The organism is Mucilaginibacter sp. SMC90, from assembly GCF_022811725.1.
Classification (GTDB): Bacteria; Bacteroidota; Bacteroidia; order Sphingobacteriales; family Sphingobacteriaceae; genus Mucilaginibacter.
The window spans coordinates 8,092,711-8,112,856 of record NZ_CP094527.1; the positions used below are offsets into that span (position 1 = coordinate 8,092,711).

Genomic DNA, 20,146 nt, shown 5'->3' on the forward strand with positions numbered 1-20,146 from the left:
TTTTATTTAAGGATGATTGTTTCTCCTTTTTTTTCAGCCTTTATGTTTAAAGCGGTTTGTATCACATCCAATATAATCTGCAGGTTTTCGCCGGTATTTAATACGCCTGCCATTTGCATGTTGTTTAATTCCTTGCGCCCAATCACGATATCGCTTCCATAGGCTTCATTTAAAACAGCCACCAACCTTGGCAACGGTATATTTTTAAAAACCAGCTGCCTGCTCCGGTAATATGTATACAACTTATCCGGAGTAGGAAGTTTTATAACCTTTTTAGTATCCGGATTATACAAAGCCATTTCACCGGCCTTAAGAACAGTGATCAAACTACCACTGCCATCAGCCACCTGTACTATCCCTGTCTCCACAATAACCTCAACCTGGTTGTTCCTTTTTTTAACGTTAAACGAGGTACCCACCACCTTTATGGTTGCTGCTCCGGCGGTAATGATAAAAGGCCGGGCCTTGTTATGGGCCACATTAAAAAAAGCCTCCCCCTTAACCAGGTTAACCAACCGCCGGCTGCCATTAAATTTTTCGGGATGATCAAGCCGGGCAAATTTATTGAGCGTCACTACCGATCCATCAGACAGGGTATCAATTTTCACCGCTGCTTCTGTTTCAAATTTCACCACAGGATTGGCGAACCTGTTAAGCCACACCCAGGCACAGCCGCCAATAAAAAGCACCGCCGCAGCTATTTTCAACCAGCTATATTTATTACGCAATGGCACAACCACGGCCTGCCGCTGTTTGGCTTCGGCGGCCCTCTGCTTTACTTTGGCAAGGGAAGCCCCGGCATCTATAGAGGTATCTGCATAAAAGTTTTTACTGCTTTCCCAAATCAGGCTGAAACGTTCAAATTGTTGTTCGTTGGCCGGATTCAATGCCCGCCAGGCTGTAACCTGCCGGGCCTCCTCGTCCGAAATCTCGTTAAGCAGATAGCTGATCAGCAGATCATCGGTTATATGTAAAGGTTTACTCATTGTAATAATTTAATTAAACACATAATTAATAGCGGCAGGTATTCGGCAAGTTGCTGGCGTAAACGTTTAAGCGCCTTAACCATCTGGTTATCTACCGTTTTTACCGAGATGCCCAACTGCGAAGCTATTTCGGCATACTTAAGCTCATCAAAACGGCTCATTTGGAAAATGATCCGGCACTGTGCAGGCAAGTCATTTATAGCCTTGAGCAAATGTTGTTCAAATTCACGGTATTGCATTTTGCTCAACGGGTGTTCAGAATGATTATTGGCTTCGTGCATGATGTGCTGCTGATGTTTTTGTTCAACTTTTTGATGTTTAAAATAATTCATGCACTCGTTATGTACCGATCTGTACAGGTATGCCTTTAGCGATGTGTGAATGCTAACCGGTTCGTCGCGCTCCAGGATCTTCAAAAACACATCCTGTACAATTTCATCGGCATGGGCAGTGTCATTAACCATGGTATAGGCATAGTGGTGCAATGCCGGGTAATGTTCAAGGTAAACCTTATCAAACTCCGGCTCATCTGCATGTAAATGCAGTATATATGTATTATCTGCTGGCAAACGTTGGCTGTAAATTACTTTTTTATCTGTTCAATCAAGTAGCAGACAACAAAACATAGTTTATCCCCTATTCAGAAATGATTTTTTTTATAAATAAAAAAAGCCGGCGCAGCAATATGTGCTACACCGGCTTTCGGCATCTTCAAAATATTAAACGGCTACGGCAAAACCGAGGGCTTTTGCCCAAGGATATATTTAACTCTTTCGGCCTGGCCCGATGTATCTGTTTTTAAATCGAGCGTTTTACCATTAAGCTGCTGGTAATTAACGGCTATATTATTCCCCGATGGTGCTGTTCTGATCACTTCAACCGATTCAACATCCGATGGGATCTTTGCACCAAACCAGTGGTCATCATCCTGTTGCTTCCAGGTTACCAATGTAAAAATCTCATTTGCGGCAATTGATTTATTTCCATCAATGGCCGATTTCAGCGCAAGATCATTGCCATAAAGGGTTGAAGCTGTTCCTTTTGTTTTGTTAACAAATGATGTTATCACCTTAAGGCCGTCGAGGTTATATTTTGGCGATGCAGGCAGTGCGGCTTTAGTGTTGTACAATTCAGCCGGTTTATTGTCAGAACAGGCTGCCAACATTAACGCGCATACAGCAAGTAAACTATATAATGCTTTCATGGATTTAGTGTTTAATTGGTTGGGTGAATACAAAATCTTCGGCAGCCATTGGTTTATGGCAATTCATACACTCTGTTGCAAATAATACGTTAGCCCCTCCGTAGGGAACCATTTTAGGCGTTCTGAACCGCGCCCAGCCCCAGCCGTAAGTAGATGCATATTTTTTATCATCTTTTATCATGTATTCTACCTGCTTAAACTCGCCGGTATGGGTGGTGCCGTCTTTGTCCTGCAGTTGTGCCCATGCTACTTTGGCAAATATGGCCCCGTTTGGCCATGGGTGGATGTTGTTTTCTTTGATGGCTTTTACAGCTATATCGTTACCGAAAATCACGCGGAGGGTGTTGTTGTCAAAACGTTCGGTGGTGCTGATGGGCTGCCAGTTTTTATAATCGGGAATGTAAGAGATGCCGTTGGCGGCTGTTGGTAATTTACCGGTTTCGGCCTCATTTTTTTGCCAGTGCTGATACTGTTTATCTGCCGCATTAATTGCTGCGGTATCTGCAGGTTTGCTGTGCACCATTCCTGCCAGATAATTTTTTAATACCTGCAAATCGGCCGGAGAAACATTTGCCTCTGTATGCACCGCCTTATAACTGGGTAATGGCATAGCCCCGGCGATGATCTGATTTATCGATTCCCATAGTTTTCCTTTCTGATCTGCCGGAGCAAGTTTGTTCCATTCAGAAAAATTAAGATCAGCTCTGCCGTCTTTAATATGTGATGCAACACCCCAATAAACGGGAACAACCTTATCATACCAGCGTAAATTGGTGTTATTTGAATGACAATCATAACAAGCGCGTTGAATAATCGCCTTAACATCGGCAGGCACTTCCAAATCGCCGGTTACGGGTGGATTAGGGACATCGGGGCGTACAAACTGGATGCCCACAAAGCCCAGGAACAAGATCATGATAATAATGAATGCTTTTCGTTGATACAAAGGTTTTCTTTTGGTTTTCATAGCCTTTCGGTTTTGTAATACAAAGAAAAGTACAATCATTAACAATGGATATTACAATTAGTTGAGAGAGGGAAAACAATCGTTAAACGAGTAAAAAAGGAAGTTAAAACTACAAAACATGCCAATTTTTGCGCAATCATTATTGATGTGAGCTCACGTTTTAATAATTGGTAAAATAGTAGCTTTACCAATTATGAAGCTGTACATAAAAAATATGGTTTGCAGCCGCTGCAAAATTATGGTAAAAACCGAACTTGAAAAAGTGGGATTACAACCTGTTGCAATAGAACTTGGCGAGGTTGAGGTTAAAGAGGTCCCGGTTCCGTCACAGCTTAAGCAATTGCAGGGCTCATTAAGCAACCTCGGCTTTGAATTGATCGACGATCAAAAAAGCCGCCTTATAGAACAGATCAAAACACTCATTATTGAACATGTTCATTATACCGAAACGCAATCACCGTTAAAGCTTTCGGCGTTGCTTACGTCAAAGCTGCATTATGACTATGGCTATCTGAGTAACTTGTTTTCGGCCGTAGAAGGTACCACCATTGAAAAGTACCACATAGCCCAGCGAATTGAAAAAGTAAAAGAACTGCTGGTTTATAATGAGCTTACCCTTTCGGAGATCGCCTTTCAATTGGGTTACAGCAGCGTTGCCTACCTGTCAAGCCAGTTTAAACAGGTAACCGGGATGACCCCATCGGTATTCAAAACATTGCAGGGCAGTAAACGCAGGAATTTAGAAGATATTTAATTAAGGCACTAATTTTATGCAAATTGAAGCGAACTACACAAATCTATAGCCCAAAAAATTCTTGCTATTCGATCAAATTGTGGGGGGCTTGCTGAGGCATTCGTGTTAAAAATTTCTACACGAATTTTTTCGAATTAATCGAATTACACGAATCATTGCGGAGAATTTTAGTGCAATTCGATCAAATTGCACTGCGCTTACCAAGCATTCGTGCCAAACTGTAAATCTTATAAATCATAACTATAATACTGTAACAGTTCCCCTACCTGCTCATGGTAATTTTGTATCAGCAAATACAAATTATCATGACACACACATATAACATCACCGGCATGACCTGCACCGGTTGCCTCACTAAAGTTCAAAACTTATTACAACAAGTTCCTGATATTGAAAAGGTTGATATTTCATTGACCGAAGGCACTGCTGATATCACTATGAAAAAACATGTATCAACCACCGATCTTCAGCAGGCCCTTGCCGCTTATCCAAAATACCAGCTCAGCGAAGCGGAACATCACCATCATAGCATGAGCATTGCAGACGATACCGGAAACCGAACATGGCTGCAAACCTACAAGCCCATCCTGCTTATATTCGGCTACCTGCTGGCAGCATCATTAATTGCAGGCTATAACAGCTCCTTTAATGCCATGACCATGATGCGTATTTTCATGAGCGGTTTTTTCCTTGTATTCTCATTTTTTAAGCTATTAGATATACAAGGTTTTGCCGATAGCTATAGCATGTACGATGTGGTTGCCAAACGCTGGCGCGGATGGGGCTACGTTTATGTTTTTGTTGAATTGGGCCTGGGCCTTGCTTTTGCACTAAATATACTACCGGTAACAGTTAATATCATCATGGTTGCGGTAATGACCGTAAGCCTGATTGGTGTACTGCAAAGTGTGTTTAATAAACGGCAGATCCGTTGTGCTTGCCTTGGTGCAGTATTTAACCTGCCCATGAGCACCGTCACCATTATTGAGGATGGGTTAATGATTTTAATGGGGGTTGTGATGCTGGGATTGATGTAAGGCTCCGCGCAGCTTTATTCCAATATAGCGGCATTGGGTCTCCCCTCTGGTAAATCGCTTTTAATCGCAAACAGATTGAAGGCAACAAACAAAAAATTTTCACACTAATTTTTACAGATTAATCGAATTACACGAATTTGAATCAATTTAAGATTTGTGTAGTTCGATTAATTGTTGAATGCCTGAAAAGCATTCGTGTAGAAATTTTTCAGCGTAAGAATTGTTTCTACTTAAAGATTGGTGATCACAGGTCAGATCATTCGGGGGCAAATTGCAAGCGGAGATTTTGTTTGTTTAACTGATGAACCCATCAAAATAAAAAGCGTAGAAATTGGCGACAAAAGACCTAATGATTTCTTTATTGGCCTGATCCTGGAAATAAAAGATCAAAGCAATGTATCACCATTCCTTAACAAATTAAAGGGAAGAAATTTATTGGTATTAACGGCAACAACGGTAAATTAAATTGCTTACATCCTAAACCTTAAAGCTACAGACCTGCCCAAAGCCTGGGCAAAATCCGGTTCAATTGCTGGACCTTCGCCGGTTTGTATCCATACACGACGGGCATCTTTTTGAAGGACTATTTTTTCTCCGTTCAATAAAATTTCAAGTTCGCTGGTGGCCGGGGTAATTGGCGAGGTATTGATCTGATACACGTAATCGGTATCGTTAAAAGTTATTCTTAGTGGCAATCCCATCTTTATCTTCTCTCCGGTAAACATACATATCCCATGTTATAAAAACAACAACCGCAGGCAGGCAATGCCAAATTCAAACATAACTAACTAATTTACAGTTTATTATTTTACAACATCAGCTATGCCGCCAGCTGTAGCTGAACCATGCGGATGAGGCTGTTCATGCCGAATGGCTTCTGTAAAACGTCATCCGGAGCACCTTTTTCCTGGTCGGGATGCTGTGTTTCTTCGTTTTCAGAACAAATTATCACACGCAGATCTTTGGTGGCCCGGTTCAGCTTAATGAGTCGGCAAAGTTCCCGGCCATCCATACTTTTGTTAACAATATCCAGGATCACGAGGTCGGGATGGCTGGCTTTAATGATCTTAAAAATTTCGTGGACACGCGTTGACGCGGCTACTTCGTAACCGTTACCAAGCAAAATATAGGTCATTACTTCTATCATCAGCTCGTTATCATCAACTATCAAAATTCGTTTTGCCATAAACGTGTCCCGTTTTTAATAATGATAGCAGTGCAAAGTGCATGCCATTGATTAACTTACAGTTAAGACAGAAAAGTGGATCCCTTAACAGTGTCCTGATACAACTAATTTTCTGATGATATTTTAACATTTATAGCCCTGATTATTAAACACAATTGATCTGTTTTGTTACATTTGGCACGTAGTAAATAGATTTAGCAGGCAAAATGGATAATATCAATATCAAGAAACTGGCGAAGGAACTCAATATATCCACTTCAACTATATCGAGGGCCTTTAACGGAAATACTGATATTAATAAAGATACCAAAGAAAGGATTTTAGCATACGCCCAACAGCACAACTATTTGCCTAACCATTATGCCAGCAACCTGCGCGATAAAAAAACCAATACACTGGCCGTTATTGTTCCTGAAATAGCCAATGATTTTTTTTCGCAGGCCATAAATGGCATTGAAGAGGTTGCCCGTAAAAAAGGTTTTTACATTTTGCTTTATCGTACCGACGATGTTTTTGAAAAAGAAGTATCGTTTGTAAACTATCTTAACAATGGTAAGGCCGACGGCATTATCATGTCAGTATCCGGAGAAGCCAATGACCACAATTATTTACGCCAGCTGGAGAAAAAACATGTGCCTGTTGTGTTTTTCGACCGCGTTTATGAGGATATTGAAGCTGCCAAGGTAACCACTAATGATTATGACAGCAGTTTTGCCGCAACCGAACACCTCATTAAATCAGGCTGCAAAAAAGTTGCTTATCTGGTAGTTAACAAAAGTATTTCTATTGGTAAAGTGCGGATGCAGGGTTATATGGATGCTTTGGCTAAGCATAAGGTTACCTTTGATGATAACCTGGTTATTGACTGCAGCAATGACGAAAAGGTAAATTATAAGATATTAAAAAAAGCCCTTCAGGAAATAAAACCCGACGGCATTTTCAGCTCGGTTGAGCGTTTAGCTTTTGCTACTTATTATGTTTGTAATGATATCGGTATCTCCATACCCAACGATTTGAAGGTGATCAGCTTTTCAAGCCTGAGGGTAGCACCCTTGTTGTCCCCCCCGCTTTCAACCATAACACAGCCCGCATACGAAATGGGCGTAAAGGCAGCAACACTATTATTCGATGTGCTTGAAAACAACAGCACGGCCCCAAAAAAAGAGCACGTATTAAAATCAAAGCTGTTTATCAGGAAATCGTCTTCTGGTGAATAGTGAATGGTTGATTAAGAGAGTGGTTGAATTCTGTATACCAACAACTACTCACCTAATCAACCATTCACCCAATCAACCTAAATTATGCTTCAATAAAAAGTTCGCTTTGTGGCCTGCGTACTTTGATCATTTTGCTGTATACATCGTCTTCGGCACGGAAACCTACTGCGGCAATCACAGTAGTGGTCAATCCTTTTTCCTTCAGACCAAGGATCTCGTCAAACTTTGCAGCATCAAAACCTTCCATAGGGGCGGCATCAACACCAAGTTCTGCAGCTTCGGCCAATAAAACACCTAAAGCAATGTAGGCTTGCTTATGCGACCATTCAACTTTTTGGGCATCTGTACGGCTGGCTAAAGTTCCTAATACCATTTGCTCGTAACCAGCAAGACTTTCGCGTGCAATGCTGCGGGTTGAAGCAACAAGGTCAATGAATTTCTTTCCAAAGTCTTCATCAAGATTGGTTAATGAAGCAAACACAAACAGGGCCGACGAATCGGTGATTTGCGCCTGGTCGTATCCTACTGCGCGTAGTTTTTGTTTGGTTTCGGCATCCTGCACAACTATCACTTTATATGATTGCAGGCCTAATGATGATGGAGCTAACTGGATAGCAGTTTTTAATGCCTCTAATTGCTCTGCACTTATTTTTTTTGTGGGATCGAATTTCTTAACGGCCGATCTCCATTGTAATTTTTCTACTAATGACATGATTATCTCAATTGTTGAAACAAATATAAATGTTTAAACATGTAAATTTAGCCATGCAATTGTCAAGAGATCAATACGGCCCGTTATTGGGATTACAATTTGATCAAATTATATGAATTTTCATTTAAGCAGTTTAACTGCCGCAGGTTTTCAACCCGTAGTAAGCTGAAAGCTTACAAGATGCCTACCACGAGTTACGCTGCGCTAAACTCGCGGTAGTGGTATAAATACAAAACGGACATTCTACTTGGCAGAATGTCCGTTTTCATCTCTTATGTTATCGCGAGCGCAGCAATCGGATACTATACAGGGCAGATCTGCTTCCGTGCGATTGCCGCGCCGCGCTCGCAATTGGCATCTTTTGATGCCCAGTTACGGCATCTTATCTTTCAATTCCTTTTCTTTCTCCCGCTCCTCATCTTTTAACCGTCGCTTCTCCTGCCGTACATCTTTCCGGGTTTTACCGCCTGTTGTATCAACAGCGTCAATCCTGGCTTTGTATTCGGCTTTGAGTGCTTCAATTTGCGCCTTGATCTGATCTTTTATCGTTTGTTCTTTTTGTTTCAGCTTTTCTTCGGCCTTCTCTTCGGTGGTATCTTTTTTACCAAAAAGACGCTGGAAAAAGTTTGGCCTTTTTACCGGTTCATCAACAACTGGCAAAATGCTGTCATCGTCTGCTCCGCCCTGCTTCATGAGGCTATCGGCAGTAGCCGTATCAACAGGGGCTATCTGGCGGCGCAAGCTTTCTCTTAAACGCACATCATAAAAACCATAGGCATTGGTATCCCGGGCGGTATACCCTTTCATGGCCATCAGCTTACCTATCAGGTTAAAGTAGCCGTGCAATCCCGGTCGTAATGTTCCATCCGGCTGAAAAGCGTACAATCCCCCTTTAGGATATGGTACAATACTGGCCAGGTAAATACTTTCGCCCAAACTAAGTTCGGATGGCGATTTGCCAAAGTAATAATGCGAAGCCTCGCCTATACCATAAATATTACGCCCCCATTCAATAATGTTAAAATAAACTTCCAGCATCCTGTCCTTGGTCATGATACGGTTGTTTTCTATAAGCCAAACTATCAGGATCTCCTCTATTTTGCGGGCCATGGTTTTTTCACGGCTCAGGAAAGCATTTTTAACCAGCTGTTGAGATATCCCGCTGCCACCGCGCTTGTACTTTTTAGTTTTAAAATCGGTGGCTATTGATTTGCGGATAGCTTCCATCACAAAGCCATGATTGGTATAAAACGATGGATCCTCGGCTGTCATCACGGCGTTTCTCAAATTAGGCGAGATCTGCTGCAGCGGGGTAAACTCCGAGTTGTCGGGACCAATCAGGTGCGGTGCCATCGGTTTGCCCTTTTCATATGGCGTGTATATAAAAGGTGTGTTCAGCTTGGTTAAGTCAGTACGCCCAAACTTCAGGATCTTGAAATTATCCTTATCCATACCCGAATCAAATATCAGATCGTCGGGCTTTGACGCATCCATGTAAAAATTCATGTGATAGTTTAACTTGCCGGCAACCTGGATTCCGTCAAGCGCATCAAACATCCCCGAAGGGAACGAATCAAACATATCGGCGGCGTTAAGCCAGCCGGTATTAAGTTTCAGTTCGTAAATTTTTACAGGGTTAAGCGTATATTTTATAAACGGGTGGGCGGTTAATTTTTTTACGTGGATAAGCGAAGTGCTGTCAATTGATACGTAATTAGTACCAACCTTAACATCGGCATCAATAGCCGCCTCCGGAAACACAATATCGGTAGACGAAATACCCGGATGATGAATCAGCAGGTTCTTAACCGACCATGAACCGGAAATTGTAGTTTCACCGCTGCTGTGATCTTCCTTAGTAAGTTTGGTTTGCAGGGTATCAAAGTTAAGTTTCAGGTTAAACTTTTTTTCGATGATGGGCAGCTCTACTTTTTTTCCATCTGCGTAAAGCATCACATCTATATCCTTATCTGACGGGTGCATTTTACCGGCGAAATGCCATGTTGCCTCTCCATCATTAACTTTTATTGTTGAGTTTAACTGCCCGTCTTTAATTTGTGCTGTTTGGGCTAAAAGCTTAAGCTGGGCGCTATCGCTCTTAAAACTGATCATGAAATTATTGAGCGACAGGTTATCAGGGATCTTATAAAGAACCTCGTTGATCAGGTTATCCGCAATATTACTTAAATCGGCTTTTGTATCGGTTGCTGTCGAATCCTTTTTCTTTTTGAAGAGGAAATCGAAGTTTTTAACCCCGTTTTTATTAACAAGGCTGATAAAGCCATCCTGCAATACCACATCTGATAGTTTTACCTCGCCTAACAGCAGGGGCATAATGCGTATGCTTACCGAAAAATTCTTGATGTCCAGCAAACTATCGCGACCATCTGGTACGATACTGATGTTGGAGAAAGCAACCGTGCTAAGACCGGTGAATTGTGCCGATCCTATTTTTACATCTAAATTATAATCCCTCTTTGCTTTTAATTTAGCTTTGTCAATGGCTTTTTCGAGCAGGGCGCCGCGTTTTGAGTAGGCAACATATCCGCCGACAAGCAGAATAAGAATTAAGGGAACGAGAATGTATGCGGCTATGCGTATATATTTAGGATTAAGGCGCTTCATTTGTTAATTTTATCCAAAACTAAACTAAATCTTATCCCCTGCAAACGGTTGTTTATGCAAATTGTTTCCTGATAAACTCAATCAACGACCTGTTTTCATAAATTTGCCTCATATTATGACAATTACTAAAGAACAAGTATTACAGGCACTGGGCAATGTTGAAGAACCGGATCTTAAAAAAGACCTTGTAACCCTTAACATGATCCAGGATATTCATATAGATGGCTACAACGTTAGCTTCTCTGTGATCCTGACCACACCGGCATGCCCGCTAAAGGCCATGATTGAAAATGCCTGCCGTAATGCCATCCTGCATTTTGTAAGCAAAGAGGCCATTATCAACATCAACATGACCTCGCGCGTTACCTCGCAAAAAAACACCGGCGTGCCGGGTGTAAAAAATATCATCGCGGTAGCTTCGGGCAAAGGCGGTGTTGGCAAGTCAACAGTAGCGGCAAATCTTGCTTTAGGCCTGGCAAAATCAGGAGCGAAAGTGGGGCTGATAGATGCCGACATTTACGGGCCTTCGGTGCCTATTATGTTTGGCTTAGAGGGTGCACGTCCAATGGCCAGCCAGGTTGACGGAAAAACCCGTATTGAGCCCATTGAAAAATATGGTATCAAATTACTTTCAATTGGTTTCTTTACAGACCCCAACCAGCCGGTGCCATGGCGCGGGCCAATGGTATCAACCGCTGTAAAGCAATTGTTCAATGATGCTGACTGGGGCGAACTGGATTACCTGGTGATAGACTTACCGCCGGGCACCGGCGATATCCATATCACGGTAACACAAAGCTTCCCGGTAACAGGGGCAGTAATTGTTACAACGCCGCAAAATGTAGCACTTGCTGATGCTAAAAAAGGAATTGGCATGTTCATGATGCCGGCCATTAATGTGCCGATATTAGGTGTGGTCGAAAACATGTCGTACTTTACGCCTGCCGAGCTGCCAGAGAATAAATATTATATATTTGGCAAAGGCGGCGGCCAAAAACTGGCCGGGATTTTGGAAGTTCCATTCCTTGGCGAGATCCCGCTAATTAAAGGAATAAGCGATTCTGGCGATGCCGGTAAGCCCACCGTACTTGAAGAAGACGGCCCGATGACGGCTGCTTTTGTAAAGATGGCCGAGCGTGTTGCCCAGCAGGTGGCAATATCAAACGCCAAAGCAATGGGTGCAGAAAATATTGTAAATAATTAATAACTTTACATAACGTTATAAATTAATAAAAATGAGTTTATTAAATCAGGTTGAAGCAGCTTTAGATACTATCCGTCCGTATTTGGAGGCTGATGGGGGGAATGTTTCTGTTGAGGAGATAACTCCTGAAAAGGTTGTTAAATTAAAGCTTCTGGGTTCATGCGGATCATGCCCTATGAGCATCATGACCCTTAAAGCTGGTATTGAGCAGGCCATTAAAAAAGCTGTGCCAGAAGTTACAGGGATAGAGGCCATCAACTTAACCGACATTGACGACCCCAATGCCGTGCTTCCGGAAAATTTAAGGTAATTGTTAAGTAATGTTAAATCCCCGGTTCAATAAGGGGATATGACTTACTTTTGATGAAGATTAAAAACTATTTTGTTGCCGGCAGCGTAATATTATGTGGAACTAAGTAGTTAATGGTTTTATGAAGTATTTAGTTGGCTTGCTATTTCTGTTTTTTTCAATGGGAGCCTTTGCACAAAGCAAAGACCGCCCTGTTGTGCAGTTTACAGGCATCACGCATAATGCCGATAGCCTCAAGATTACTATTCCCTACGTAACCATTACTAATACATCGGCACATAATATTATCAACGTATCTAACTACAAGGGTTATTTCTCCTTTGTAGTTCATGAACGTGATACACTACGTTTTACATGTGTTGGTTATGCGCCGGTTACGGTGGTTATTCCATCAAACCTGCCAAATGAAAGTTATACTACCCAGGTATCCCTGAAAGCGCAAATCATAAACCTGCCAACGTTCCACGTTTTTCCATGGGCTACTACCGATGAGTTTAAAAAAGATTTTCTGGCCATAAAGCTTGCTGATGATGACCTGGAGATAGCCCGTAAAAACATCAGCAAAGCTACCCTATCTGCCCTGTACAACACTTTACCGCGCGATGCCCAGGAAATACAATCGGCCAGCGCACAAAACATGCACACTACTATCCTGAATTCGCACTCCCTTACCCCCAACCCACTGCTAAACCCGCTTGCGTGGGGTAGCCTCATCAAGTCAATATCCGACGGGGATAAGAGTAGTAAATAATTAAAGATTTTTCTTGTGTTAAGCTATAAATCATGTCAATTGCGAGCGCAGCGCGGCAATCGCACGGAAGCATGTCCGCCCTGTGTAGCTACAAGATTGCTTCGTCGTTCCTCCTCGCAATTGTAAGTGTTTAGTAATTCGGAGACAGAATCAGGTGTTTTTATTTGTTGTTTAAGGCTGCCATTTCAATAGGTTTTTTGCCGTTAATACCCTGATGCGGCCTTTCCCAGTTATAGTAAACGAGGTACTTGAGCAATTCATCCTCCAATTCTTCGAAGCTGTCAAAATCAGTGTCTTCGATCAGATCTTCTTTAAGTGTACGCCAAAAACGTTCTACCTTGCCGTTCGTCTGCGGGCGGTAAGGTTTCATATATCTTCTTTTGATACCAGTTTCCACCAACATTCGTTCAAAGGGATGGTTTTTCTTATTTAAGCTGGTAGAGGTGCCAAACTCAGGGCCGTTATCAGCGATGATCTCTTCGAACTGAATACCGAATTCGCGCTTAAGGGCTTGCATACAGCGCAGCGAAGTAAACATGGTGGTTAAGGCGGTAATATCTTCCATCACCTCTGCCCAGGCAAGACGGGAATGATCATCCAACACACAAAGCAGGTACAGCTTCCTGTTTTGTCCCCTGATCACACTTTTACTCAGGTGATGACAGTCTATATGTCCTAACTGGCCCATGCGTTCCTTGATGATCTTTCGCTTTACTTCCTTATCTGTAACAGTTAAACGGTTCTTGTTGTGCCGCTTCAGGATGTTGTACACCCCTGAAGGCGATGGGGTAAAGTTATTAGCTTTTTGTTTAAACCGGTCTGCTATCTCGAACTTATTGCAGCCTCGCGAACGCAAATCGAGCACTTGCTGTTCATCCTGGGGATCAGGACGCCGTGTACTGTACTTAGGCCCACGTTTACCAGGTAATAAGTCGAGTTCATTACCGGATTGTTTAAACCGATTGTAATACTTCAGAAAACTTCTCCGGTCAGTATCATGAGCCAAATAAAAGTCTTTAGCGAACCTAAAACCCGGGTGTTCCCCACGCTTTACCTGCTCATATTCGCTGATTAAAAAACGATACTTACTGAGATAGTTTCGCTTTAAGGTGAGGTCAGTAGTGTTTATTCGCATAACAAAATTAGCTTAGTTATATAAAGCTAATTCTGTCTCCGAATTATCTAACCTTTACAGCAATGACATATTTTTGGCTTTCCCTACCCACCTGGGGAACAAAACGGCAACCAATTTATTCCAAAGGTTTATGATAACCCATCAAAATCCATAACCTCTCCCTCAAACCCTTCCAGCTCCTGCAAATTATGATTTACAATAATAACTGTAGTGCCCAATTGCTTGAACAATGGTTTAAGCTCCTTTATCAGCAAAGTTTTCATCTTACTATCCAACGCCGAAAACGGCTCATCCATCAACAGTAGTTTTGGTTTAATAGCCAGCGCCCTTAAAATGGCCAGGCGCTGTTGTTGTCCTCCCGAAAGATGTTCCGGTTTGTGAGTGATGAAATTATCCAGCTGGCCCAGTTTCAGAAGCTGATTGATCCAGCCAACATCACCTGTGGCATATTCCAGGTGTTGTTGTACGGTCATGTTAGGGAACAAGGCATAGTTTTGGAATACGAAGCCCACATTCCTTTTTTGGGGTGATAGATTTATCTTTTGCTCAGCATCAAACCAGGCGGCACCATTGGCTGTGATCTTCCCTTTTTGGGGCGATGACAGGCCGGCGATCATTTTAAGCAAAGTGGTTTTTCCTGATCCCGAAGGCCCTAAAATTTTGGTGACCCCTCCGCTATTAAACTGCTTTTTTATCCCGAGCAATTGCCCGCCATTGTAGGCCTTTAGTTTTATTTCAATATCTACGCTGATCATGCCAGAGGACCTTTCGCCTGATATTTATTGACAATAAAAACGGCCATTACCAAAACAAACGTAATGGAAAATAAAATGAGCGAATAATTATTGGCCGATACATAATCCATTTTCTCTACCGAATCATAAACAGCAATCGAAGCTACTCTTGTAACCCCCGGAATGTTCCCCCCTATCATCAGCACTACACCAAACTCGCCAAGCGTATGAGCAAAAGTTAAAACGGATGCCGTTAATAGTGATGGCTTGATATTGGGCAGTAATACATACCTGAACGTTTGCCATTCGCTTTTTCCAAGGGTATATGAAGCTTCGGCCAGGGAATCTGGTAATTGCTGTAAAGCCGATTTTACAGGGCCTACCATAAAAGGCATACTGTAAATGACCGAGGCCAGGATCAACCCCGGAAAGGAAAAAACCAGTTGCACATCAAACGTATCATGCAGCCATTTCCCCAAACCACGCTGCGGACTAAACGCAAGCAACAAATAAAAGCCCAGTACCGATGGCGGCAACACCAAAGGCATGGTGATGATGGCCTCGATAATGATTTTTATAATTGCCCGCCCCCTTGAAAGCCACCAGGCAAATGGCAGCCCGATAAGCAGCAGCAATAGCGTTGTGATGCCCGCTAATTTTAATGTGAGCCATATGGGCGATAGGTCCATTGGTTAAAAATACAAATTATTGTACCCGGTAACCATATGCCTTAAAAATACTTTTTGCAGCCGGGCTTAAAATGTATTGATAAAATTTCGCCGCAACCGGATTATCCGTGCCGTGCTTCAGGATCACGATTCCTTGTTGTATCGGCTCATATGCCTTAGGATCAATAATTTTATAATACAGTGGTTTCTTATCTCCCAATTCCTTCACCAGCGATTGCGTGGTGAAGCCCACATCGGCCACGCCTGTGGTTATATATGTATTTACCTGCGATATGCTTTCGCCATAAACTATCTTTCGTTTCGCATCATCCAAGATACCTTTATCCTGCAGTGCTTGCTCGGCGGCTTTTCCATAAGGAGCGATGGCCGGATTGCCTATCGCTATCTTTTTTATTCTTGCTGTAAGCAACAAGCGCTCCCAGTTTTCAAAACCGATGTTTTGTGTACTGCAAATGATCAGGCTGCCGGAGGCATACACTACCGGCTTTTCTTTAGCAAAACCATTTTTGAACAAAGTTTCCGGAAAGCTCATATCTGCAGATAAAAACACATCAAACGGTGCCCCATTGCTTATTTGCGCTACCAGCTTACCCGATGAGCCTATAACTGCATCAATAGTGGCACCTGTTTTTTGTTTAAAATCCTTTTGCAAAACCTCCATCACCGGCTGCAGGTTAGCAGCAGCAGCAACCCGGATATTTTGTGCGTTTGCAGTTAAACATACCGTAAACAGCAGGGCAAATAAAAAAAATATAATTTTTTTTGGCTTGGTATTGTAATGTTCGCTTTGCATCGGTTTTTATAGTTTTTTGCCTTGCAGGCAATAGTTTCGTTTGGTATTAAAGCGTATCAACATTTCCCGAAAATGCCCTTTTGATACCATAACACCACAAATATACGCTTGTTATAGCCAATACCGGTTCATATATTAGTAATGTTAACCCATGAAATAAACCAATTTTTAACAAAAATTAAGGGCATTATGCCTTCCAACCGATATTTAATATACCCCTGATGAAAAATAATTTTACACGTATTCTGATAGCCTCTTTTATTACCATCGGCGTTTTTAGCGGGGAGGCCTGCGGCAAAAAATCAACCGTAACTCCCGCACCACCGGCTCCCCCTGTTATCCCGCCGGTGGTAACGCCTGTTAAAAGCGATGTTGCCATGTGGCTCACTACTGCCGATCAGACAATCGCTTTTGCCAAACAAAATGTGGCTATCAATTTTAGTACAACGGCAGGCAGCGGCTCAACCATCAACGTCGATGCAGCCACTATCTACCAAACAATTGATGGCTTTGGTTACTGTCTTACGGGGGGCAGTGCAATGGTGCTCAATAAATTAACCGCCCAGAAGCAGGCCGAGGTATTGAAAGATCTGTTTTCTGCCGATGACACCCACATTGGCGTTAGTTATCTCCGTATCAGCATTGGCGCATCAGATATGAGCGCTACCGATTATACTTATGATGAAGTAACGCCCGGCCAAACAGATGTTGACCTGAAAAATTTTTCTATTGATGCCGAAAAACCTGATCTTATCCCTTTGCTTAAAAAAATCCTCGCTATTAATCCAAACATTAAAATATTAGGCAGCCCCTGGACAGCCCCTACCTGGATGAAAGTTAATACACTTGGCAACAATGGCTTTAAAGGCGGCAGCCTTAATGCGGCTTATTATGATGCTTATGCCCGCTATTTTGTAAAATATATCCAGGCCATGAAAGCAGAAGGTATTACCATTGATGCCATAACCCCGCAAAATGAGCCGTTAAATGCAAACAACAATCCGGCAATGTATATGCCATCAAATGAGCAGGCTAATTTTATCAAAAACAACCTGGGCCCGCAATTTAAAACCGCCGGTATTACTACCAAAATCATTGTTTATGACCACAATGCCGATAACACCTCATATCCCGTAGATATTTTCGGTGATGCAGCAGCTAACCCGTTTGTTGACGGTTCGGCTTTCCATTTGTATAATGGCGATATCAATGCGCTCGGCCCCTTGCATGATGCCTTTCCTAACAAAAACCTATACTTTACAGAACAATACACACCCTCAAATGGTGGTTTTGGCGGCGATTTGTCGTGGCATGTAAACAACCTCATTATTGGCGCAACCCGCAACTGGTGCCGTAACGTATTGGAGTGGAACCTTGCAACAGATACAGATTACGGCCCGCATACCGATGGCGGCTGCACAACCTGCCGCGGGGCCTTAACAGTTACTTCATCTTCTGCCGTAACAAAAAATGTATCCTATTACATTATTGCCCACGCTTCAAAGTTTGTACGGCCAGGGGCTGTCAGGATCTCATCTGATAGTGTTGCCGGATTACCAAACGTGGCTTTCAAAAATACAGATGGCAGTAAGGTGCTGATTGTATTAAACTCAAGCGGAAGTCAGCAATCCTTTAATATCAAGATAGATGGAAAAGCGGCTTCGAGCACTTTAGCCAACGGTTCGGTGGCTACTTATGTATGGTAAAAACTGTATTTTAACAACAAATAGCTAAAAATTAACATTTTAAATAACTGTATAACGTACTTTTAATAGGAATAGAAAAATAAAAATATTATAATTGTATCCGGCCTGACGCTAACCAAACAACCATTTCATTCGCGCCTGTAATGAATCCAACATTACAGGTGCGAAAAACATCCATTTTGCTGAGCCTATGTTTAAACTGCTACTGAGATTTTTTATCGGTATTGTTACGTTTTGCTTATGCTTTTCTACAGGCATAAAGGCCCAAACTACCGTACAAATAAATGATAATGTAAACCAGCATATATTTGAATATAAGCAGATAGCTTACTTTGAGGATACAACCGGAAAACTCGGTCTTGATGGTATCCATGCTCTTTTCCTGGCAGGCAAATTTCAAACCAATCATCAGCCTACCCCGGTTACCTCTCATAATAACTCAGCCTATTGGTACCGCATCAAAATTGGTAAGGCCAATACCACCAGTAATAGCTGGATCCTGGAGTTTTTTGATCAAACTATTGATAGCATTACCGTTTATTCGCCTGTAGACAATACTTATAGGGCTACGTCACTTGGCAGCAGCCATCCCTTTGCGGCACGTTTTTACAAGCATAAAAATTTCAGCGTTAATATAAACAGCAGCCATGGGGCCGATGACGTTTATTACATCCGCATCCGTTCGGGGCACTCGGTTAATGTAATCATGGTGCTGCGCACGGTAAGCTGGTTTATTGGCTATGCACTTGATGAATATTTCTTTTTTGGTGTTTTTTATGGTATGATCCTAGTTTTTGGCTTGTACAACTTCATGATGTTTATAGCCATGCGCCAGGTACAATATTTATACTACATCATTTATAACCTAAGCATTGGCCTGTATGAAATGTGTGTTGATGGCATAGCCTATCAGTATATCTGGCCAAACAATCCGGGCTGGAATAATTATGCTTATGGCATTGCCCTGTTTTCGGCCAGCATTTTCGCCATTCTTTTTGCCCAAAAACTTCTCAATTTAAAAGTTAACGCCCCCCGCTTAAACAAAATGATAAAAGGGGTTATCATTTTCAGGTGCATTTATTTCCTGGCGTGTATAAATATTAACATGGCCTGGTTCAACTACAAGATCATTGAATTTTTACCGCTATCTATTTCTTTTTATGCAGGTTGTTATGTTTTGATCAAGGGCTATAAACCGGCAAGGTTTTTTGTTATTGGTTATACATTTCTGCTTACGGGCTTTGTGATCAAAACTTGTATCGCACTAAATATTTGGTGGCTGCCCGTTACGGAGTTTGATTATTACAGTCTCAGTGTTTGTTTTATTATGGAGATGTTGTTCATCTCTTTTGCCATAGGCGATAAGGTACGTATACTAAAAAAGGAAAAGGACGATGCCCAGCAAAATATCATAGCACAAATGAAGCAAAACGAGGAGCTGAAAGACACCCTAAACCGCAGCCTCGAAGTTCAGGTACAGGAACGTACCCGCGAACTGGTTGAAAAATCATCGATGATTGCCGAGCAAAACGAAGAACTGAAATCGGTTAATGAACTGCTGCAGCAGCAAGCAGAAGAAATTTCGCGCATGAATGTGCTGCTTGAGAAAGATAATATTATACTCCACAATGATATCGAAAAAGTAACCCATGACAGGGTAATGCTTACCGAAGTTGATTTTGAAGAGTTTAGCCGCATTTATCCGGACAGGGAGACCTGTTTCAAATTCCTTTCCGACCTGAAATGGGAGCATGGTTATGCCTGCCGTAAGTGCAGTAACACCCATTACGGCAGCGGGCATCTCCCCTACAGTCGCCGGTGTTCAAAATGCGGGTATGAAGAATCGGTGATAGCCTATACCATACTTCAAAACACCCGTATCCCTATCAACAAGGCGTTCTACATGATCTTCTTGATGTACTCAACCAAGGGCAAGATCTCGTCACATAAGCTATCCGAAATACTTTCCATCCGTCAAAGTACCTGCTGGGCATACAGTTCGCGCATTAAAAAAGTGATGGAGGCGCGGAAAAAAGAGATCAAAAATGCCGGTGATAAGGGATGGAGTAAATTAGTGATTGATAATAGCACGAATGCCTGAGCAAACGTTTTAACAATTTAAACGAATTTCACGAA

Annotated in this window: 21 protein-coding genes and 1 pseudogene; 9 read left to right on the forward strand and 13 right to left on the reverse strand. The window is 42.2% G+C overall.

Going from position 1 to position 20,146, the window contains the following annotated elements; all coding sequences use genetic code 11:
• Window positions 1-2: 2 nt before the first annotated feature.
• The 4 genes from MTO98_RS34045 to MTO98_RS34060 all read right to left on the reverse strand — a co-directional run bounded on the left by MTO98_RS34045 (window position 3) and on the right by MTO98_RS34060 (window position 3,157).
• A complete protein-coding gene (locus MTO98_RS34045) occupies window positions 3-986 on the reverse strand; it encodes a FecR domain-containing protein (protein ID WP_243484274.1) in 984 nt (327 codons plus the stop codon).
• Entirely contained in the window at window positions 983-1,555 is a 573-nt protein-coding gene (locus MTO98_RS34050) for an RNA polymerase sigma-70 factor (protein WP_243484276.1), read from the reverse strand. Before MTO98_RS34050 ends, MTO98_RS34045 begins: the two co-directional genes overlap by 4 nt.
• A 158-nt stretch (window positions 1,556-1,713) precedes the next feature.
• Window positions 1,714-2,190, reverse strand: coding sequence for a hypothetical protein (locus MTO98_RS34055; RefSeq protein ID WP_243484277.1), 477 nt, complete (start codon window positions 2,188-2,190; stop codon window positions 1,714-1,716).
• A gap of 4 nt (window positions 2,191-2,194) precedes the next feature.
• Entirely contained in the window at window positions 2,195-3,157 is a 963-nt protein-coding gene (locus MTO98_RS34060; RefSeq protein WP_243484279.1) for a heme-binding domain-containing protein, read from the reverse strand.
• A gap of 193 nt (window positions 3,158-3,350) precedes the next feature.
• Between MTO98_RS34060 and MTO98_RS34065 the strand changes: the two genes are divergently transcribed.
• The 3 genes from MTO98_RS34065 to MTO98_RS34075 all read left to right on the forward strand — a co-directional run bounded on the left by MTO98_RS34065 (window position 3,351) and on the right by MTO98_RS34075 (window position 5,413).
• Entirely contained in the window at window positions 3,351-3,911 is a 561-nt protein-coding gene (locus MTO98_RS34065) for an AraC family transcriptional regulator (RefSeq protein ID WP_243484281.1), read from the forward strand.
• Between the two features lie 305 nt (window positions 3,912-4,216).
• Entirely contained in the window at window positions 4,217-4,948 is a 732-nt protein-coding gene (locus tag MTO98_RS34070; protein WP_243484283.1) for a heavy-metal-associated domain-containing protein, read from the forward strand.
• A 240-nt stretch (window positions 4,949-5,188) separates the two neighbouring features.
• Window positions 5,189-5,413, forward strand: a complete 225-nt coding sequence (locus MTO98_RS34075) for a hypothetical protein (RefSeq protein ID WP_243484285.1) — start codon at window positions 5,189-5,191, stop codon at window positions 5,411-5,413.
• A 5-nt stretch (window positions 5,414-5,418) separates the two neighbouring features.
• On the opposite strand, the gene MTO98_RS34080 is transcribed toward MTO98_RS34075, so the two are convergent.
• Both MTO98_RS34080 and MTO98_RS34085 read right to left on the reverse strand, forming a co-directional pair.
• Window positions 5,419-5,649 carry a hypothetical protein gene (locus MTO98_RS34080; RefSeq protein ID WP_243484288.1) on the reverse strand — a complete coding sequence of 77 codons (231 nt, stop codon included), beginning with the start codon at window positions 5,647-5,649 and terminating at the stop codon, window positions 5,419-5,421.
• Window positions 5,650-5,768: 119 nt separating this feature from the next.
• The gene (locus MTO98_RS34085) at window positions 5,769-6,134 is read right to left on the reverse strand and encodes a PleD family two-component system response regulator (protein WP_243484290.1); all 366 of its coding nucleotides are present in this window, start codon (window positions 6,132-6,134) and stop codon (window positions 5,769-5,771) included.
• A gap of 206 nt (window positions 6,135-6,340) precedes the next feature.
• On the opposite strand from MTO98_RS34085, the gene MTO98_RS34090 reads away from it, so the two are divergent.
• Window positions 6,341-7,351, forward strand: coding sequence for a LacI family DNA-binding transcriptional regulator (locus tag MTO98_RS34090; protein WP_243484292.1), 1,011 nt, complete (start codon window positions 6,341-6,343; stop codon window positions 7,349-7,351).
• 82 nt (window positions 7,352-7,433) lie between these two features.
• On the opposite strand, the gene MTO98_RS34095 is transcribed toward MTO98_RS34090, so the two are convergent.
• Together MTO98_RS34095 and MTO98_RS34100 are read right to left on the reverse strand one after the other, a co-directional pair.
• Window positions 7,434-8,063: an NAD(P)H-dependent oxidoreductase gene (locus tag MTO98_RS34095; RefSeq protein ID WP_243484294.1), complete on the reverse strand. Its 630-nt coding sequence runs from the start codon at window positions 8,061-8,063 to the stop codon at window positions 7,434-7,436.
• Window positions 8,064-8,435: 372 nt separating this feature from the next.
• Window positions 8,436-10,688 carry a transglycosylase domain-containing protein gene (locus MTO98_RS34100; RefSeq protein WP_243484299.1) on the reverse strand — a complete coding sequence of 751 codons (2,253 nt, stop codon included), beginning with the start codon at window positions 10,686-10,688 and terminating at the stop codon, window positions 8,436-8,438.
• Between the two features lie 115 nt (window positions 10,689-10,803).
• On the opposite strand from MTO98_RS34100, the gene MTO98_RS34105 reads away from it, so the two are divergent.
• From MTO98_RS34105 to MTO98_RS34115, 3 genes are all read left to right on the forward strand, one after another.
• Window positions 10,804-11,892 carry an Mrp/NBP35 family ATP-binding protein gene (locus MTO98_RS34105; RefSeq protein WP_243484301.1) on the forward strand — a complete coding sequence of 363 codons (1,089 nt, stop codon included), beginning with the start codon at window positions 10,804-10,806 and terminating at the stop codon, window positions 11,890-11,892.
• 31 nt (window positions 11,893-11,923) lie between these two features.
• On the forward strand, window positions 11,924-12,202 hold the full coding sequence (locus MTO98_RS34110) for a NifU family protein (protein ID WP_243484304.1): 279 nt from the start codon (window positions 11,924-11,926) through the stop codon (window positions 12,200-12,202).
• A gap of 121 nt (window positions 12,203-12,323) precedes the next feature.
• Complete coding sequence (locus tag MTO98_RS34115) at window positions 12,324-12,953, forward strand: hypothetical protein (protein WP_243484306.1); 630 nt, start codon at window positions 12,324-12,326, stop codon at window positions 12,951-12,953.
• A 160-nt stretch (window positions 12,954-13,113) separates the two neighbouring features.
• Here the strand turns inward: MTO98_RS34115 and MTO98_RS34120 are convergent, their stop codons facing one another.
• The 5 genes and pseudogenes from MTO98_RS34120 to modA form a co-directional block, all read right to left on the reverse strand.
• Window positions 13,114-14,088, reverse strand: a complete 975-nt coding sequence (locus MTO98_RS34120; RefSeq protein WP_243484318.1) for an integrase core domain-containing protein — start codon at window positions 14,086-14,088, stop codon at window positions 13,114-13,116.
• A gap of 128 nt (window positions 14,089-14,216) precedes the next feature.
• Entirely contained in the window at window positions 14,217-14,843 is a 627-nt protein-coding gene (locus tag MTO98_RS34125; RefSeq protein ID WP_243484320.1) for a sulfate/molybdate ABC transporter ATP-binding protein, read from the reverse strand.
• Entirely contained in the window at window positions 14,840-15,445 is a 606-nt protein-coding gene (modB, locus tag MTO98_RS34130) for a molybdate ABC transporter permease subunit (protein WP_371825441.1), read from the reverse strand. Before modB ends, MTO98_RS34125 begins: the two co-directional genes overlap by 4 nt.
• Window positions 15,399-15,494 (reverse strand): annotated as a pseudogene (locus MTO98_RS34535) (hypothetical protein); the annotation flags it as partial. The gene modB and the pseudogene MTO98_RS34535, both read right to left, overlap by 47 nt.
• Before the next feature lie 33 nt (window positions 15,495-15,527).
• Window positions 15,528-16,304, reverse strand: coding sequence for a molybdate ABC transporter substrate-binding protein (gene modA, locus MTO98_RS34135; protein WP_243484324.1), 777 nt, complete (start codon window positions 16,302-16,304; stop codon window positions 15,528-15,530).
• 221 nt (window positions 16,305-16,525) lie between these two features.
• Between modA and MTO98_RS34140 the strand changes: the two genes are divergently transcribed.
• The gene (locus tag MTO98_RS34140) at window positions 16,526-18,010 is read left to right on the forward strand and encodes a glycoside hydrolase family 30 beta sandwich domain-containing protein (RefSeq protein ID WP_243484326.1); all 1,485 of its coding nucleotides are present in this window, start codon (window positions 16,526-16,528) and stop codon (window positions 18,008-18,010) included.
• Between the two features lie 190 nt (window positions 18,011-18,200).
• Window positions 18,201-20,111 carry a 7TM diverse intracellular signaling domain-containing protein gene (locus MTO98_RS34145; protein ID WP_243484328.1) on the forward strand — a complete coding sequence of 637 codons (1,911 nt, stop codon included), beginning with the start codon at window positions 18,201-18,203 and terminating at the stop codon, window positions 20,109-20,111.
• Window positions 20,112-20,146 lie beyond the last annotated feature (35 nt).

Coding starts and splice junctions, on each gene's coding strand:
- MTO98_RS34110 (WP_243484304.1), top strand. CDS start 11,924: ATGAGTTTATTAAATCAGGTTGAAGCAGCTTTAGATACTATCCGTCCG.
- MTO98_RS34060 (WP_243484279.1), bottom strand. CDS start 3,157: ATGAAAACCAAAAGAAAACCTTTGTATCAACGAAAAGCATTCATTATT.
- MTO98_RS34090 (WP_243484292.1), top strand. CDS start 6,341: ATGGATAATATCAATATCAAGAAACTGGCGAAGGAACTCAATATATCC.
- MTO98_RS34095 (WP_243484294.1), bottom strand. CDS start 8,063: ATGTCATTAGTAGAAAAATTACAATGGAGATCGGCCGTTAAGAAATTC.
- MTO98_RS34065 (WP_243484281.1), top strand. CDS start 3,351: ATGAAGCTGTACATAAAAAATATGGTTTGCAGCCGCTGCAAAATTATG.
- MTO98_RS34100 (WP_243484299.1), bottom strand. CDS start 10,688: ATGAAGCGCCTTAATCCTAAATATATACGCATAGCCGCATACATTCTC.
- MTO98_RS34140 (WP_243484326.1), top strand. CDS start 16,526: ATGAAAAATAATTTTACACGTATTCTGATAGCCTCTTTTATTACCATC.
- MTO98_RS34145 (WP_243484328.1), top strand. CDS start 18,201: ATGTTTAAACTGCTACTGAGATTTTTTATCGGTATTGTTACGTTTTGC.
- MTO98_RS34080 (WP_243484288.1), bottom strand. CDS start 5,649: ATGGGATTGCCACTAAGAATAACTTTTAACGATACCGATTACGTGTAT.
- MTO98_RS34085 (WP_243484290.1), bottom strand. CDS start 6,134: ATGGCAAAACGAATTTTGATAGTTGATGATAACGAGCTGATGATAGAA.
- MTO98_RS34115 (WP_243484306.1), top strand. CDS start 12,324: ATGAAGTATTTAGTTGGCTTGCTATTTCTGTTTTTTTCAATGGGAGCC.
- modA (WP_243484324.1), bottom strand. CDS start 16,304: ATGCAAAGCGAACATTACAATACCAAGCCAAAAAAAATTATATTTTTT.
- MTO98_RS34045 (WP_243484274.1), bottom strand. CDS start 986: ATGAGTAAACCTTTACATATAACCGATGATCTGCTGATCAGCTATCTG.
- MTO98_RS34125 (WP_243484320.1), bottom strand. CDS start 14,843: ATGATCAGCGTAGATATTGAAATAAAACTAAAGGCCTACAATGGCGGG.
- MTO98_RS34120 (WP_243484318.1), bottom strand. CDS start 14,088: ATGCGAATAAACACTACTGACCTCACCTTAAAGCGAAACTATCTCAGT.
- MTO98_RS34055 (WP_243484277.1), bottom strand. CDS start 2,190: ATGAAAGCATTATATAGTTTACTTGCTGTATGCGCGTTAATGTTGGCA.
- MTO98_RS34105 (WP_243484301.1), top strand. CDS start 10,804: ATGACAATTACTAAAGAACAAGTATTACAGGCACTGGGCAATGTTGAA.
- MTO98_RS34070 (WP_243484283.1), top strand. CDS start 4,217: ATGACACACACATATAACATCACCGGCATGACCTGCACCGGTTGCCTC.